This window comes from Kitasatospora sp. NPDC005856 (genome assembly GCF_040629945.1).
Taxonomy (GTDB): domain Bacteria; phylum Actinomycetota; class Actinomycetes; order Streptomycetales; family Streptomycetaceae; genus Kitasatospora.
The window spans coordinates 35711-50592 of sequence record NZ_JBEXWT010000006.1 but is presented as its reverse complement, the minus strand read 5'-3'; the positions used below and the strand labels follow the sequence as shown (position 1 = coordinate 50592).

At 72.3% G+C, this 14882-nt stretch carries 13 protein-coding genes; 4 read left to right on the top strand and 9 right to left on the bottom strand.

Annotation, left to right across the window (positions count from 1 at the left end; translation table 11 throughout):
• Nucleotides 1-22 precede the first annotated feature (22 nt).
• The 5 genes from pgl to tkt form a co-directional block, all read right to left on the bottom strand.
• Nucleotides 23-811 (bottom strand): 6-phosphogluconolactonase, encoded by a 789-nt coding sequence (gene pgl, locus ABZ449_RS06090; RefSeq protein ID WP_355265233.1) that lies wholly within the window; start codon nucleotides 809-811, stop codon nucleotides 23-25.
• A complete protein-coding gene (gene opcA, locus ABZ449_RS06085; RefSeq protein ID WP_360340915.1) occupies nucleotides 808-1917 on the bottom strand; it encodes a glucose-6-phosphate dehydrogenase assembly protein OpcA in 1110 nt (369 codons plus the stop codon). Before opcA ends, pgl begins: the two co-directional genes overlap by 4 nt.
• Nucleotides 1914-3470 (bottom strand): glucose-6-phosphate dehydrogenase, encoded by a 1557-nt coding sequence (gene zwf, locus ABZ449_RS06080; protein WP_360341183.1) that lies wholly within the window; start codon nucleotides 3468-3470, stop codon nucleotides 1914-1916. Before zwf ends, opcA begins: the two co-directional genes overlap by 4 nt.
• Before the next feature lie 57 nt (nucleotides 3471-3527).
• Nucleotides 3528-4670 (bottom strand): transaldolase, encoded by a 1143-nt coding sequence (gene tal, locus ABZ449_RS06075; RefSeq protein ID WP_360340912.1) that lies wholly within the window; start codon nucleotides 4668-4670, stop codon nucleotides 3528-3530.
• A gap of 90 nt (nucleotides 4671-4760) precedes the next feature.
• Nucleotides 4761-6860, bottom strand: a complete 2100-nt coding sequence (gene tkt, locus ABZ449_RS06070; RefSeq protein WP_360340909.1) for a transketolase — start codon at nucleotides 6858-6860, stop codon at nucleotides 4761-4763.
• Nucleotides 6861-7322: 462 nt separating this feature from the next.
• Here tkt and ABZ449_RS06065 point away from each other — a divergent pair, with 462 nt between their 5' ends.
• Nucleotides 7323-8270 carry a heme o synthase gene (locus ABZ449_RS06065; RefSeq protein WP_360340906.1) on the top strand — a complete coding sequence of 316 codons (948 nt, stop codon included), beginning with the start codon at nucleotides 7323-7325 and terminating at the stop codon, nucleotides 8268-8270.
• Between the two features lie 62 nt (nucleotides 8271-8332).
• On the opposite strand, the gene ABZ449_RS06060 is transcribed toward ABZ449_RS06065, so the two are convergent.
• Nucleotides 8333-8974: a DUF2461 domain-containing protein gene (locus ABZ449_RS06060; RefSeq protein WP_360340903.1), complete on the bottom strand. Its 642-nt coding sequence runs from the start codon at nucleotides 8972-8974 to the stop codon at nucleotides 8333-8335.
• A 72-nt stretch (nucleotides 8975-9046) separates the two neighbouring features.
• Between ABZ449_RS06060 and ABZ449_RS06055 the strand changes: the two genes are divergently transcribed.
• Nucleotides 9047-9385, top strand: coding sequence for a hypothetical protein (locus ABZ449_RS06055; protein WP_360340900.1), 339 nt, complete (start codon nucleotides 9047-9049; stop codon nucleotides 9383-9385).
• Between the two features lie 73 nt (nucleotides 9386-9458).
• Here the strand turns inward: ABZ449_RS06055 and ABZ449_RS06050 are convergent, their stop codons facing one another.
• The gene (locus tag ABZ449_RS06050; RefSeq protein ID WP_360341180.1) at nucleotides 9459-10379 is read right to left on the bottom strand and encodes a COX15/CtaA family protein; all 921 of its coding nucleotides are present in this window, start codon (nucleotides 10377-10379) and stop codon (nucleotides 9459-9461) included.
• 293 nt (nucleotides 10380-10672) lie between these two features.
• Between ABZ449_RS06050 and ABZ449_RS06045 the strand changes: the two genes are divergently transcribed.
• Both ABZ449_RS06045 and ABZ449_RS06040 read left to right on the top strand, forming a co-directional pair.
• Nucleotides 10673-11998: a choice-of-anchor A family protein gene (locus ABZ449_RS06045; RefSeq protein WP_360340897.1), complete on the top strand. Its 1326-nt coding sequence runs from the start codon at nucleotides 10673-10675 to the stop codon at nucleotides 11996-11998.
• A gap of 402 nt (nucleotides 11999-12400) precedes the next feature.
• Entirely contained in the window at nucleotides 12401-13090 is a 690-nt protein-coding gene (locus ABZ449_RS06040) for an LAETG motif-containing sortase-dependent surface protein (protein ID WP_360340894.1), read from the top strand.
• Between the two features lie 75 nt (nucleotides 13091-13165).
• On the opposite strand, the gene ABZ449_RS06035 is transcribed toward ABZ449_RS06040, so the two are convergent.
• Together ABZ449_RS06035 and ABZ449_RS06030 are read right to left on the bottom strand one after the other, a co-directional pair.
• Nucleotides 13166-13951 carry an ABC transporter permease gene (locus ABZ449_RS06035; protein ID WP_360340891.1) on the bottom strand — a complete coding sequence of 262 codons (786 nt, stop codon included), beginning with the start codon at nucleotides 13949-13951 and terminating at the stop codon, nucleotides 13166-13168.
• Nucleotides 13948-14874 (bottom strand): ABC transporter ATP-binding protein, encoded by a 927-nt coding sequence (locus ABZ449_RS06030; protein WP_360340889.1) that lies wholly within the window; start codon nucleotides 14872-14874, stop codon nucleotides 13948-13950. Before ABZ449_RS06030 ends, ABZ449_RS06035 begins: the two co-directional genes overlap by 4 nt.
• Nucleotides 14875-14882 lie beyond the last annotated feature (8 nt).

The window sequence follows — 14882 nt, the reverse complement described above, 5'->3', positions numbered from 1 at the left end:
CCCTTCGGCGTTGCCGGGTCCGTCAGGCGGAGGCCGGCGGATAGAGCTGCGGCGGGATCCGCTCCGCGGCGGCGCGGTCCAGCAGCCACAGGGTGCGGCTGCGGCCGTACGCGCCGGAGGCGGGCGCCTGGAGCTCGCCGGGGCCGGACAGGGCCAGCGCGACCGCGCCCGCCTTGTCCTCCCCGGCGGCCAGCAGCCAGACCTCGCGGGCGGTGCGGATCGCCGGGAGGGTGAGCGAGATCCGGGTCGGCGGGGGCTTGGGGGCCCCGCGCACGCCGACCACGGTCAGCTCGGTCTCCCGCACGCCGGGGTGCTCGGGGAAGAGCGAGGCGACGTGGGTGTCCGGGCCGACGCCGAGCAGCAGCACGTCGAAGGCCGGGACGCCGAGCCGGTCGCCCGGGCCGGCCGCCTTCGCCAGCTCCTCGGCGTAGCGGGCGGCGGCGGCCTCCACGTCCGAGCCGTCCACCCCGTCCGAGGCGGGCATCTCGTGCACCCGCGCCGGGTCGAGCGGGACGGCGTCCAGCAGCTCGGCGCGGGCCTGGACGGCGTTGCGGTCCGGGTCGGCGGCGGGCAGGAAGCGCTCGTCGCCCCACCAGAGGTCCAGCCGGCCCCAGTCGACCGCGTCGCGCGCCGGGGAGGCGGCGATCGCGGCCAGCAGGGCGTTGCCGTTGCGACCGCCGGTGAGCACCACCGAGGCGCTGCCGCGGGCGGCCTGGGCGTCCACGATCCGGGTGATCAACCGGGCCGCGGCCGCCTGGGCCATCAGCTCCTTGTCCCGGTGGACGACCAGCTGCGGGGTCGCGTTGGTCATGCGCCTTCCCTGGTGGTGCGCTTGCCGGAGGCCTTCCGGGCCGGCTTCTTGTCCGCCGCCTCGACGGTCACCCGGTCCGGGTTGGCCACGGCGGCCTCGGCGGCCTGCTGGACGGCGTCCTCGGCCTCCTCGGTGACCTCCCGGGCGACCTTCTCCGCCGCCTCGGTCTCGGCGTTGGCCGGCTCGTCCAGGCGGTCGACGGGCGTGCGCACGGCCGTCGCGTAGATGTCGTCCGGGTCCAGGCGGCGCAGCTCCTCGGCGATCAGCTCCGAGGTCTCGCGCCGCTTGAGCGCCACCTGGCGGTCCGGCGAGCCGGGCATGGAGAGCGTGCCCAGCAGGCCGTCCGGGCGGTCCAGGGTGATGTCCCCGTCCTTGGTGCGCAGGTGCACCGCGGTGATGCCCGGGCCGTTGGTGACGACCCGCTCGACCGGCACGCGCAGCCGGTTGTTCAGCCAGAGGCCGAGCAGCTCGACGCTGGGGTTGTAGGACTCGCCCTCGACCACCGCGGAGACGATCGTGGACGGCCGCTGGTCCAGCGCGGCGGCCAGCATCGAGCGCCAGCCGGTGATCCGGGTCCAGGCCAGGTCGGTGTCGCCGGGGGTGTAGCTCTGCGCGCGCTGGGCGAGCTGGCCGACCGGGGACTCGGCGGTGACGGCATCGGTGATCCGGCGCTGGGCGATCGAGCCCAGCGGGTCCTGTGCCGGGTGCAGCGGCGCGTTGTCCGGCCACCAGACGACGGTCGGGGCGTCCGGCAGCAGCAGCGGCAGGACCACCGACTGGGCGTGCGCGGCGAGTTCGCCGTGCATCCGCAGCACGACCGTTTCGCCGGAGCCGGCGTCCGAGCCGACCAGGATCTCGGCGTCCAGCCGGGTCTCGGCGCGGGCCCGGGGCGAGCGCCCGGCGCGCTTGATCACCGCGAGGGTGCGCATCGGGTGCTCGCGGGAGGCGTCGTTGGCGGCCTTGAGGGCGTCGTAGGCGCTGCCCTCGTCGGTCACGATCACCAGGGTGAGCACCATGCCGGCGGCGCCGGAACCGCGGGCCCGGCGCGCCTCCATCAGCGCGGCGTTGATCTTGCTGGACGTCGTGTTGGTGAGGTCGATCTTCATGGCCGGCGCCAGCTCCTGCCGTCTCGTGCGAGCATCTCGTCCGCCTCGACGGGACCCCAGGTCCCCGCCGCGTACTGGGCGGGCTTGCCGTGGGCGTCCCAGTACTTCTCGATCGGGTCGAGGATCTGCCAGGAGAGCTCGACCTCCTGGTGGCGCGGGAACAGGTTGGCGTCGCCGAGCAGCACGTCGAGGATGAGCCGCTCGTACGCCTCCGGGCTGGACTCGGTGAAGGACTCGCCGTAGGCGAAGTCCATCGTGACGTCCCGGACCTCGAAGGAGGTGCCCGGCACCTTGGAGCCGAACCGCACCGTCACGCCCTCGTCCGGCTGGACCCGGATGACCAGGGCGTTCTGCCCCAGCTCCTCGGTCGCGTAGGAGTCGAAGGGCAGGTACGGGGCGCGCTGGAAGACGACCGCGATCTCGGTGACCCGGCGGCCCAGGCGCTTGCCGGTCCGCAGGTAGAACGGGACGCCCGCCCATCGGCGGTTGTTGATCTCCAGCTTGATGGCCGCGTAGGTGTCGGTCTTGGACTCCGGGTCGATCCCGTCCTCGTCCAGGTAGCCGACGACCTCCTCGCCGCCCTGCCAGCCGGACGCGTACTGGCCGCGCACGGTGTGCTGGCCGAGGTCGGCCGGGAGCTTGACGGCGCTGAGCACCTTGAGCTTCTCGGCCACCAGCGCCTTGGGGTGGAAGGACGCCGGCTCCTCGATGGCGGTGAGCGCCATCAGCTGGAGCAGGTGGTTCTGGATCACGTCACGGGCGGAGCCGATGCCGTCGTAGTAGCCGGCCCGGCCGCCGATGCCGATGTCCTCGGCCATGGTGATCTGCACGTGGTCGACGTACGACCGGTTCCAGATCGGCTCGAACATCTGGTTGGCGAAGCGCAGCGCCAGGATGTTCTGGACCGTCTCCTTGCCCAGGTAGTGGTCGATCCGGAAGACCTCGTCCCGGGGGAAGACCTCGTGGACGACCTTGTTGAGCTCCTGCGCGCTCTCCAGGTCGTGGCCGAAGGGCTTCTCGATGACCGCGCGGCGCCAGGAGCCCTGCGGGGGGTCGGCCAGGCCGTGCTTCTTGAGCTGCTGGACGACGGTGGGGAAGAACTTCGGCGGGACGGACAGGTAGAAGGCGAAGTTGCCGCCGGTGCCCTGGGCCTTGTCCAGCTCCTCGATGGTCTCGCGCAGCTTGTCGAAGGCGTCGTCGTCGTCGAAGGTCCCGTGGACGAAGCGCATGCCCTTGGCGAGCTGCTGCCAGACCTCCTCCCGGAACGGGGTGCGGGCGTGGTCCCGGACGGCGTCGTGGACCTCCTTGGCGAAGTCCTCGTCGTCCCACTCGCGGCGGGCGAAGCCGACGAGGGAGAAGCCCGGCGGAAGCAGACCGCGGTTGGCCAGGTCGTAGATGGCCGGCATCAGCTTCTTGCGGGACAGGTCGCCGGTGACCCCGAAGATGACCAGACCGGACGGCCCCGCGATGCGCGGGAGCCGTCGGTCGGAGGGGTCACGAAGCGGGTTGACGGGGGTGGACGGGAGGTCGTCCGCGTCCGGCTCCGGCGTCAACTCGGGGAAATCAGTGCTCACTTGATGGGCCTTCCGTGCGCTGGCTGTGAGCAGGGGTCACTTCTCGTCGGCGAAGGAGGCGAGCGAGGCGGTGACGGTGTCGAGCAGTTCCTTCCAGGACTGCTCGAACTTCTCGACGCCCTCGTCCTCCAGCAGCTGGACGACGTCGTCGTAGTCCACGCCGGCCGCGGCGATCGCGTCCAGCACGGCCTTGGCGTCCGCGTAGTTGGGGACGATGGTGTTGCCGGTGACCACGCCGTGGTCGGCGGTGGCGTCCAGGGTGGCCTCGGGCATCGTGTTGACGGTGCCGGGGGCGACCAGCTCGGTGACGTACAGGGTGTCCGGCAGGGCCGGGTCCTTGACGCCGGTCGAGGCCCACAGCGGGCGCTGCGGCTTGGCGCCGGCGGCCTCCAGGGCGAGCCAGCGGGCGCTGCCGGCGGTCTTGCCGTCGACGCTGCCGAAGACCTCCTCGTACGCCTGGTAGGCGAGGCGGGCGTTGGCCAGCGCGGCCTTGGAGCGCAGGTCCTTGGCCTCGCCGCCGATCTTGTCCAGGCGCTTGTCGATCTCGGTGTCCACGCGGGAGACGAAGAAGGAGGCGACCGACTCGATCTGGGAGAGGTCCAGGCCCTTGGCCTTGGCGGCCTCCAGACCGGTCAGGTAGGCGTCGATGACGGCCTTGTAGCGCTCCAGCGAGAAGATCAGCGTGACGTTGACGCTGATGCCCTTGCCGATGACCTCGGCGATCGCGGGCAGACCGGCCTTGGTGGCGGGGATCTTGATGAAGACGTTCGGGCGGTCGACCAGCCACCACAGCTGCTTGGCCTCGGCCACGGTGGTGGCGGTCTCGTGCGCCAGGCGCGGGTCGACCTCGATGGAGACCCGGCCGTCGCGGCCGTTGGAGGCGTCGTAGACCGGGCGCAGCACGTCGGCCGCGTCGCGCACGTCCGAGGTGGTGATCATGCGGATCGCCTCGTCGGTGGTGACCTTGCGGACGGCGAGGTCGCGCAGCTGGCCGTCGTAGGAGTCGTCCCCGGAGCCGGCGATGGCCTTCTGGAAGATGGTCGGGTTGGTGGTCACGCCCACCACGTGCTTGTTCTGCACCAGTTCGGCCAGGTTGCCGGAGTTCAGCCGCTTGCGGCTGAGGTCGTCCAGCCAGATCGCAACGCCTTCGTCGCTGAGGCGCTTCAGTGCGTCAGTCATGGTGCTTCAGTCCCTTTGTTCTTCGTGCTTCGTGGGGTGGTCGGAGGGGGCCGCGTGCCCGCGTGCGGGCGGGCACGCGGCCCGGAGCCGCTAGCGGTTGACGGCCTCGAGGGAGCGCAGGGCGTTGTGGGCCTCGGCCACCACGCGCTCGGCGGTGATGCCGAACTCCTCGAACAGCACCTTGTAGTCGGCGGAGGCACCGAAGTGGTCCAGCGAGACGATCCGGCCGTGGTCGCCGACCAGCTCGCGCCAGCCCTGGGCGATGCCGGCCTCGACCGACACCCGGGCCTTGACCGACGGCGGCAGCACGCTGTCGCGGTAGGCCTGGTCCTGCTCCTGGAACCACTCGAAGGACGGCAGCGAGACCACGCGGGTGGCGATGCCCTCGGCCTCCAGCACCTCGCGGGCCTTGACGGCCAGCTGGACCTCGGAGCCGGTGCCGAGCAGGATCACCTGCGGGGCGCCGGTGGAGGCCTCGGCCAGGATGTAGCCACCCTTGGCGGTGCCCTCGGCGGAGCCGAAGACCTCGCGGTCGAAGGTCGGGACGCCCTGGCGGGTCAGGGCCAGGCCGACCGGGCCGGGGTGGGTGGTGTGGCGCTCGACGATGGTGCGCCAGGCGACGGCGGTCTCGTTGGCGTCGGCCGGGCGGACCATGGCCAGGCCCGGGATGGCGCGCAGCGAGGCCAGGTGCTCGACCGGCTGGTGGGTCGGGCCGTCCTCGCCGAGGCCGATGGAGTCGTGCGTCCACACGTAGGTGACCGGCAGCTTCATCAGCGCGGCCAGGCGGACGGCCGGGCGCATGTAGTCGGCGAAGACCAGGAAGGTGCCGCCGTAGACGCGGGTCTTCCCGTGCAGGGCGATGCCGTTCATGGTCGAGCCCATGGCGTGCTCGCGGATGCCGAAGTGGATCGTCCGGCCGTACGGGCTGGCCGACTTCAGCGGGTTGCCCGCGGGGAGGAAGGAGCCGTCCTCGTCGATGGTGGTGAGGTTGGACTCGGCGAGGTCGGCCGAGCCGCCCCACAGCTCCGGGATCACCGCGCCGATCGCCTTGAGGGTGTCGCCGGAGGCCTTGCGGGTGGCGACGTCCTTGCCGGCCGGGAAGGAGGGGACGGCCTTCTTCCAGCCCTCGGGCAGCTCGCCGGCCTCGATGCGGTCGAACTCGGCGGCGCGCTGCGGGTCGGCGGCGCGCCAGGCGTCGAAGGACTGCTGCCACTGGTCGCGGGCGGCCTTGCCGCGCTTGATGACCAGGCGGGCGTGCTCGATGACCTCGTCGCTGACCTCGAAGGTCTTCTCCGGGTCGAAGCCCAGGACCTTCTTGGTGGCGGCGATCTCGGCGGCGCCGAGCGCGGAGCCGTGCGCCTTGGCGGTGTTCTGGGCGTCCGGGGCCGGCCAGGCGATGATGGTGCGCATCGCGATCATCGACGGGCGGGAGGTCTCGGCCTCGGCCGCGGCCAGCGCCTCGGCGAGGGCGGCCACGTCGATGTCGCCGTTGGCCTTCGGGGTCACCCGCTGGACGTGCCAGCCGTACGCCTCGTAGCGCTTGAGGACGTCCTCGGAGAAGGCCGTCTCGGTGTCGCCCTCGATCGAGATGTGGTTGTCGTCGTAGAGCGCGACCAGGTTGCCCAGCTTCTGGTGGCCGGCCAGCGACGAGGCCTCGGCGGAGATGCCCTCCTCCAGGTCGCCGTCGGAGACGATGGCCCAGACCGTGTGGTCGAAGGGGGACTCGCCGGCCGGGGCGTCCGGGTCGAACAGGCCGCGCTCGTAGCGGGCGGCCATCGCCATGCCGACCGCGTTGGCGATGCCCTGGCCGAGCGGGCCGGTGGTGGTCTCCACGCCGGCGGTGTGGCCGTGCTCCGGGTGACCGGGCGTGCGGCTGCCGGCGACGCGGAAGGCCTTGAGGTCGTCCAGCTCCAGGCCGTAGCCGGAGAAGTAGAGCTGGGTGTAGAGCGTCAGGCTGGTGTGCCCGGGGGAGAGGACGAAGCGGTCGCGCCCGACCCACGACGGGTCCGTCGGGTCGTGGCGCAGGAACCGCTGGAAGATCAGGTACGCGGCCGGTGCCAGCGACATGGCCGTCCCGGGATGTCCGTTGCCGACCTTCTGGACGGCGTCCATGGCCAGGACCCGCGCGGTGTCAACCGTGCGCTCGTCCAGATCGGTCCACTCGAATGCGTTCGTCGGCGCAGTGCTCACCCTGTCTCAGGGCTCCTTCCATTGTGAAGAGTGACCCCGTGAATGGGGACCGGGTCGGCCACGGCGCTGTGGGCCCGACGCTGGGTGGTGCCGGTCACGGAGGGTAGATCCCGCTTCTGCGTGCGAGCCTACCGTCCGGGTCGCGGCTCACCCTCCGTGCTGGGACAACCGGCAATTCCGCATGCAGATTCCCACCGGGACGGCCGGGATTGATTTGTCCCAGACTCTCCCGATTCGCAGGGCCGCGCCGCTCCGGTGGTCAGGACGGGCGAGCGGCCCCGCGGCAGGCCCCCGAGGACGTCGCCGGGGCGGTTCACCCGGGGGTGTGCGTTCCGCCTCGCCGGGGGACCCCGGAGCCGGATGCGATATATGGAGCGTCTATGGTGTCGTGGTACGCGCAGAGCGGACGATTCGGGACCCTTCGTTCCTGTGGACGCCTGCGAAGATTCATCTTCAGTTGGGGTGTTAGTGACCGCCGTCGAAACCCGTCCCGCCGGGGTCACCGGGGCGACTCCTGCGCACCGGCCGTTCGGGGCCCGTGTCGGCGCGTTCGTCGCACTGACCAAGCCGCGGATCATCGAGCTGCTGCTGATGAGCACCGTGCCGGTGATGTTCCTGGCTCAGCAGGGCGTGCCGAACATGCTGCTGGTGCTGAAGGTCGTCGTCGGCGGCTACCTCTCGGCCGGCGGCGCCAACGCCCTCAACATGTACATCGACCGGGACATCGACGCGGTCATGTCGCGCACCGAGCGGCGGCCGATCGTCACCGGGATGGTGTCGCCGCGCGAGGCGCTGGTGTTCGGCATCGTGCTCGCCGTCGTGTCGACCCTGCTGCTGGGCTTCGGGGTCAACTGGCTGTCCGCCGGGCTGGCGCTGGGCGCGCTGCTGTTCTACGTGTTCGTCTACACGCTGGGGCTCAAGCGGCGCACCTCGCAGAACATCGTCTGGGGCGGCATCGCCGGCTGCATGCCGGTGCTGGTCGGCTGGTCCTCGGTGACCAACACGGTGTCCTGGGCCGCGGTGGTGCTGTTCCTGGTGGTGTTCTTCTGGACGCCGCCGCACACCTGGGTGCTGTCGATGAAGGTCCGCGACGACTACGAGCGGGCCGGCGTGCCGATGCTGCCGGTGATCAAGGGCAACGTGGCGGTCGGCAAGCAGGTCGTCGCCTACTCCTGGGTGATGGTGGCGGTCTCGCTGGCGCTCTGGCCGCTGGGGCACATGAGCTGGCTGTACCCGGTCGCCGCGGTGCTGCTGGGCGGGGCGTGGCTGCGCGAGGCGCACGCGCTGTACGGGCGGGCCAAGGCCGGGGTCGTGGGCGCGAAGCTCAAGGAGATGCGGCTGTTCCACTGGTCGATCACCTACCTGTCGCTGCTGATGGTGGTCTGCGCGATCGACCCGTTCGTCAAGTAGGCCTCATCGCGAAGGAGCCCCGGTCCGTTCGGACCGGGGCTCCTTCGCGTGCCGGGGAGGGTTCAGCGGGAGGGCAGTTCGGACGGGCCGACGTGGTCGTCCAGCCAGTCCCGCAGCGGCTGGGAGGCGTGCAGGAAGCCGGTGATCCGGGTGTGGGCGGCGCGGGTGCCCAGCCACTTCGCCGGCTCCCACTCCTGCCAGGCCACCAGGCCCTTGTGGCGCAGCAGGACGATCCTGGGGTGGTCCTTGGGGTAGCCGCGGGGGGCCGACTTGAGGGAGTCCCGGCCGACCACCCGCGGGCCCTGCTCCTCCACCCGGGCGATCACCCGCTCCAGCTCGGCGCCGCTGACGTCCTCGGCGACGGCGGCCCGGTAGCGCTCCAGCTGGTCCGGGGCGAGCTGGTAGAAGCCGTTGCCGCAGGCCAGGCCGTCGGCGGAGAGCTGGATGTAACCGCCGCTCTCCAGATGCGCGCCGATGTGGGTCTTGTACGGGGACTTGTCGGCGCTGAACCGGATGTCGCGGTTGGGGCGGAACACCTTGCCGGGCCCGAACTCGGGCTCCAGTTCGGCGAGCAGCTGCTCCATCGGGGCGCGCACGGCGTCCTCGTACCGGTCCTTGTGGGCCTGCCAGAAGGTCTTGGAGTTGTCGGCTTCCAGGTGCTCGTAGAAGTCGAGCGCCTCGGCGGGCCAGCCTTTGAAGGTCACTCCTCCAGTATGTGGCCCGGTGCACAGGCCGGTCCCGTCGCCAGCGGCGCTACCGGTGGGTAGCATGCGGGCATGAGCAGCGCAGAGACCGCCACCGCCGCGGCGCCGGACGCCCGTACCGAGCGCCGCGCCAAGCGCATCGCCAAGAACCTGACCAGCTTCGCCCGGCAGCACGGCGGCAGCGCCGACGCGGTCGTCGAGTACGTCGGCGCCGTGGCCACCCGGATCGTCGTGGTGGGCGCGGACGGCGCCTGGGGCGACCAGGTGGCCCCCAGCTACGCCGTCGGCCGCCGGGCCGCGGAGCTGGCCGGGCTGACCCTCCACGACGACTTCGAGGGCGAGCTGGGCCTCAAGGTGAAGACCGGCGCGTACGAGTGGAAGCGGATGGCCGGCATCCAGATCGGCGGCTGAGCCCGGCCCCGGACGCGGCGACGGCCCGGTTCCCCCGCGTGGGGGAACCGGGCCGTCGTGCGTGTCGCCGGGGTCAGACCGAGGCGGTCTGCGGGGCCTGGGCGGGCAGCTGGTCGGCCGCCGCCGCGTCCGCGCGGGTGCGCAGGGCGAGCGGGACGCGCAGCGCGGCGATCCAGGTGAGGGCGGCGAGGAGCATGTGCAGCCCGACCATGAGCTCGGGGGCGTCGGTGAAGTACTGGACGAAGCCGAGCACGCCCTGCAACAGCAGGACGGCGAGCAGCTCCTTGGCCCGGGCGCGGGCGGGCTGCGGGGCCTTGACGGCGGCGAAGACGAAGATCACCGCGATGGCCAGGCCGACCGAGACGAACGCGAAGTCGGCGTGGAACTGGGCCAGGCGGTCGTAGTCGATCGGGATGCGCGGGACGATCTTGTTGTCCTTGGGCGTGCCGGGGTGGTGGCCGGCGCCGGTCACCAGCGTGCCGGCCGCGACGAGCAGGCCGATCGCGGTGACCAGGACGTACGAGAGCTGGTGGATCGGCCGGGCCACCGCGAGCGCGGCCGGGCCGTCGCCCTCCTTGGACCGCTCCCACATCAGCAGCGCGACCCAGACCAGGGCCATCGCGGCGATCATGTGCAGTGCCACGGTGTACGGGTTGAGGCCGGTCAGCACGGTGATGCCGCCGAGCACGGCGTTGCTCATCACCAGCCAGAACTGGGCCCAGCCGAGCTTGGTGAGGCTGCGGCGCCAGGGGCGGTGGCAGCGGGCGGCCAGGATCGCCCAGCCGACGGCGGCGCTCAGCACGTAGGTGAGCATCCGGTTGGTGAACTCGACGACGCCGTGGAAGCCCATCTCGGCGGTGGGCGTCAGGCTTTCGTCGGTGCAGCGGGGCCAGGTCGTACAGCCGAGGCCGGAGGCGGTGAGCCGGACGGCGCCGCCGGTGACGACGATCACCACGCTCATCACCAGCGCGGCGAACGCGGCGCGCCGGACCATCTCGGCGGATGGCTGCCAGCGCTCGGCGAGCAGGGAGAAGGGGTTAGGCACGGGGTCCATCGTAGGCGGCCTTACAGGCGATCTTGGGGCGGGGCGCGGGCGGCGGGACGGGCGGGCGCGGAGCCGGCGGGCGGCGACACGCGGGGGAGGGACGCGCGGACAAAACGGGGTGGTTCGGACAGTGAACGCATTGGTCTTGACCAATTACCCGTTTGGCCGTAAGAGTGCGGATTGGTCCATACCTCTTGTGGGCCATTCCCCACTCCTCCCGCACGTAAGCGGAGATCCTGCACATGCGCATATCCACTTCCGCCGCCGCGCTCGCCGTCGGTGGCTCACTCGCACTGGCCGGCCTCGTCGCGCCGGCCGCCCAGGCCGTCGGCGCCGACCAGGAGTGCCGCAGCCTCGGGGTCGCCAACCTCTACGGCGAGTTCATCGAGGGCAACGACACCCACACCCCGGACGCCGAGGGCGCGGTCGCGGTCGGCGGCGACGCCGACTTCACCGGCGGCTTCTCGGTCGGCCAGGAGCTCACCCCGGCCGAGGTCGACGCCCTGCCAGGGAAGAACGCCCTGGTCGTGGCCGGCAAGATCACCGGCCAGAACACCCAGGTGATGAAGGGCAACGGCGTCTTCGGCTCCAAGGCCGACGGCGCTGTCGTCCAGGCCCACCAGGGCACCGTCGGCCAGGGCCCCTCGCCGATCGACTTCAAGGCCGAGTTCGCCAAGCTGCGCGCCGCCGCCACCTCGCTGGCCGCCGTGCCGCAGACCGCCGGCGCCACCGTCCAGGCCGAGGGCGCCAAGCTGACGTTCGCCGGCGGGGACGCGAAGTACAACAGCTTCACCGTCGACGCGGCGAAGCTCCAGGGCGCCAAGGACGTCTACCTCAAGGTGCCGGCCGGCTCGGTCACGGTGGTCAACGTGACCGGCGGCTCGTACGACATGGCGGCGGCCGGGACCACCGGCTTCCACCTGTGGGACGAGGGCAAGAAGGCCTTCGTGCTGGACGACAAGCTGCAGAGCGCCGCGGGCGGGGCGATCCGGGCCAAGCTGCTCTGGAACTTCCCGACCGCCACCAAGGTGGTCAAGAACAGCCAGGCCGCCTGGGCCGGCACCGTGCTCGCGCCGAACGCCGCCTTCGACCTCGGCAGCGGCGGTCCGGTCAACGGCTCGGTGATCGCCGCCTCGCTGACCGGCAAGGGCGGTGCGGAGACGCACCACTACCCCTTCACCGGCTGCCTGCCGGGCACCACCGTCCCGACGCCGTCCGGCACGCCGACCGTCCCGCCGACGGTCCCGCCGACCGTGCCGAGCGGCTCGCCGTCGGCCACGCCGAGCGCGTCGACCTCCCCGAGCGGTTCGGCGAGCCCCTCGGGCAGCCCGTCCGCCCCGACGAGCGGCGCGCCCAGCGCGAGCGGCTCGGCCAGTCCGTCGGCCGGCGGCTCGACGACCGCTCCGGCGGCCTCGGGCAGCCCGTCCGCCCGGCCGGACGCGGGCGGCGACCTGGCGCACACCGGCTCCGGCCCGGTGCTGCCGCTGGCGATCGGCGGCGCGGTCGTGCTCGCGGCCGGCGGCGCGATCGTGGTGGCCGCCCGGCGCAAGGCGGCCAGGAAGGCCTGAGCCGGTCGGACCCGGCCCTGCGGCGCTCCCGCTCCCCGGCGCTCCCGGCCCCGCGGGGCCGCGGCCCGGAGGGGTGGAATCGACGGAAAGGCCGGAATGGCCCGCTGTTCGTCGGCTGACTGAATCGGAGCCCTCGGTGATTGAACCCGATCGCCGGGGGCTCCGTTCTGTCTTGAAGATGGCGAAGTCCATTCAGGTTTGCCGAATCCGCGTTCTGCGAGGTGGCGGCTGTGATGGGCTGGTCAAGCACATCGGAAGACGGACGGACAGTCGATATCCGGTCGTACGGCGGGGTGTGGCGGGGTGCGGGAGTGCCGGTAGAGTCCCCCGGACAGTCGTAGCGGGCCACCGCGAACCACTCAACACGCCTGCTGCACAAGACCGTTCGGAGGGGAACAAGTAATGGCGCGACAGCAGCGGCACTTCGCGATCGGCGCGGCGGCACTCGCCGGCACGGCTGCGGCCGGTTTTCTCCTGCCCCTGGCACTGGCCACCAACGCCTCGGCGCACGTGCCGAGTTGGACGGTGACCTGCGACAAGATCGTGATCGATCTGATCAATTACAGCGGCAACGAGACCGTGAAGAACACCGTCAGCCTCACCATCGACGGCGAGAAGGTCCTGGACGCCAAGATCTTCCCGAAGGAGTACCACGGCACCTTCCCGGTGAAGGATCACAACGCCCCGATCAAGGCGAACCTGGTGGTCACCACCACGGAGAACCCGAACGAGAAGGGCTGGAACATCAACGAGACCAAGACCATCGAGCCGTGCCACACGCCGACTCCGACCCCCACGCCCACCCCCACCAAGACGCCCACCCCGACCCCGACGCCGACGCCGACGCCGACCGCGACCCCCACCCCGTCGGCCACGCCCACCCCGAGCAAGACCCCCTCGGCCACGCCGACCCCGAGCAGGACCCCGACCCCGACCGCGACCCCGTCGCCCACCACCAGCGCGCCGGCGCTCGCCCAGACCGGTAGCAGCGACGCGACCCCGATGATCGCGGCGGCCGGCGGCGGCGTGCTGCTGGTCGGCGGCGCGCTCGTCCTGCTCGCCCGCAAGCGCCGCAGCGGCAGCGAGAGCTGACGCTCCGCGGCCCGATGACCACGACGCCCCCCGGCCGACTCCGGCCGGGGGGCGTCGCGCGTCGGCGGCCGCCGGCTACTCCCAGCGGAAGAAGCGGGCGGCCGCGGCCAGGCCGAGCACCGACCAGCCGGCCAGGAGGCCGAGGTCCGCCCACGGCACCGGGGCGCCGTCCTGGAGCACCGACCGCAGGCCGTCCGAGAGCGCCGAGATCGGCAGCAGCTCCAGCACCGACCGCACGGTGTCGGGGAACCGGCTCAGCGGCACGATCACCCCGCCGGCCAGCAGCAGCAGGACGAACACCAGGTTGGCGCCGGCCAGGGTGGCCTCGGCCTTCAGGGTGCCGGCCATCAGCAGGCCGAGCCCGGAGAAGGCGGCGGTGCCGAGGACCAGCAGGGCGGCGACGGTCAGTGCCCCCTGCGGTGTGGCGAGCCCGTGCGGGGACCAGCCGAGGGCCAGCGCGATCACCGACAGCAGTGCCACCTGCAGCGCCTCCGTCACCAGGACGCAGCCGGTCTTGGCGGTCAGCAGCGCCCAGCGCGGCAGCGGGCTGGCGCCGAGCCGCTTCAGCACGCCGTAGCGGCGCTCGAAGCCGGTGGCGATGGCCTGGCCGGTGAAGGCGGTGGACATCACGGCCAGCGCCAGCAGGCCGGGGGCCAGGAAGTCGACCCGCTTGCCGGGGCCCTCGACCGCGACGATGTCCACGGCGGAGAACAGCACCAGCAGCACGGTCGGGATGACCACGGTGAGCAGCAGCTGCTCACCGTTGCGCAGCAGCATCCGGGTCTCGAACGCGGTCTGGGCCAGCAGCATCCGGCCGACCGGCGCGGGGCCCGGCTTGGGGGAGTAGTCCGTACTGGTCACGATCGGAGCTCCCGTCCGGTCAGGTCGAGGAAGACGTCCTCCAGGCTGCGGCGCTGGACGGACAACCGCTCGGGCAGGATGCCCGAGGCCGCGCACCAGCCGGTGACGGTGGCCACCAGCCGGGGGTCGACGGGCGCCTCGACGCGGTAGCTGCCGGGGGCGGTCTCGGTGGCCGTGGCGCCCTCGGGCAGCTCCTTGAGCAGCGGGCCGAGGTCGAGGCCGGGCGGGCCGTCGAAGTGCAGGGCGCTCTCCGCGCCGCCGCGGCAGAGCTCCTCGGTGGTGCCGTCGGCGATCACCCGGCCGCCGTCGACGATGGCGACCCGGTCGGCGAGCTGCTCGGCCTCGTCCATGTGGTGGGTGGTGACGACCACGGTGACGCCGTCCCGGCGCAGGTCGCGCACCAGCTCCCAGGTGGCCCGGCGGGCCTGCGGGTCGAGGCCCGCGGTGGGCTCGTCCAGGAAGACCAGCTCGGGGCGGCCGACCACGGCCATCGCCAGGGCGAGCCGCTGCTGCTGGCCGCCGGACAGCCGCCGGTAGGTGGTGCGGCCGCAGGAGCCGAGGCCGAGGCGCTCGACCAGGGCGTCCACGTCCAGCGGGTGGGCGTGCAGCTTGGCGGTGTGCCGCAGCATCTCGACGGCGCGCGCGCCCGCGTACACGCCGCCGGACTGCAGCATGACGCCGATCCGGGGCCGCAGCGCGGCGCTCTGGGTGACCGGGTCGAGGCCCAGGACCCGGACGGTGCCGGCATCGGGGCGGCGGTAGCCCTCGCAGGTCTCGATGGTGGTGGTCTTGCCGGCGCCGTTGGGGCCGAGGACGGCGGTGATCGCGCCGGTCGGGATGGTGAGGTCGAGGCCGTCCACCGCGAGCTTGTCGTCGTAGCGTTTGACCAGCCCGGCGATCTGGACCGCGGGTTCGGAGTGCATACCGGCGA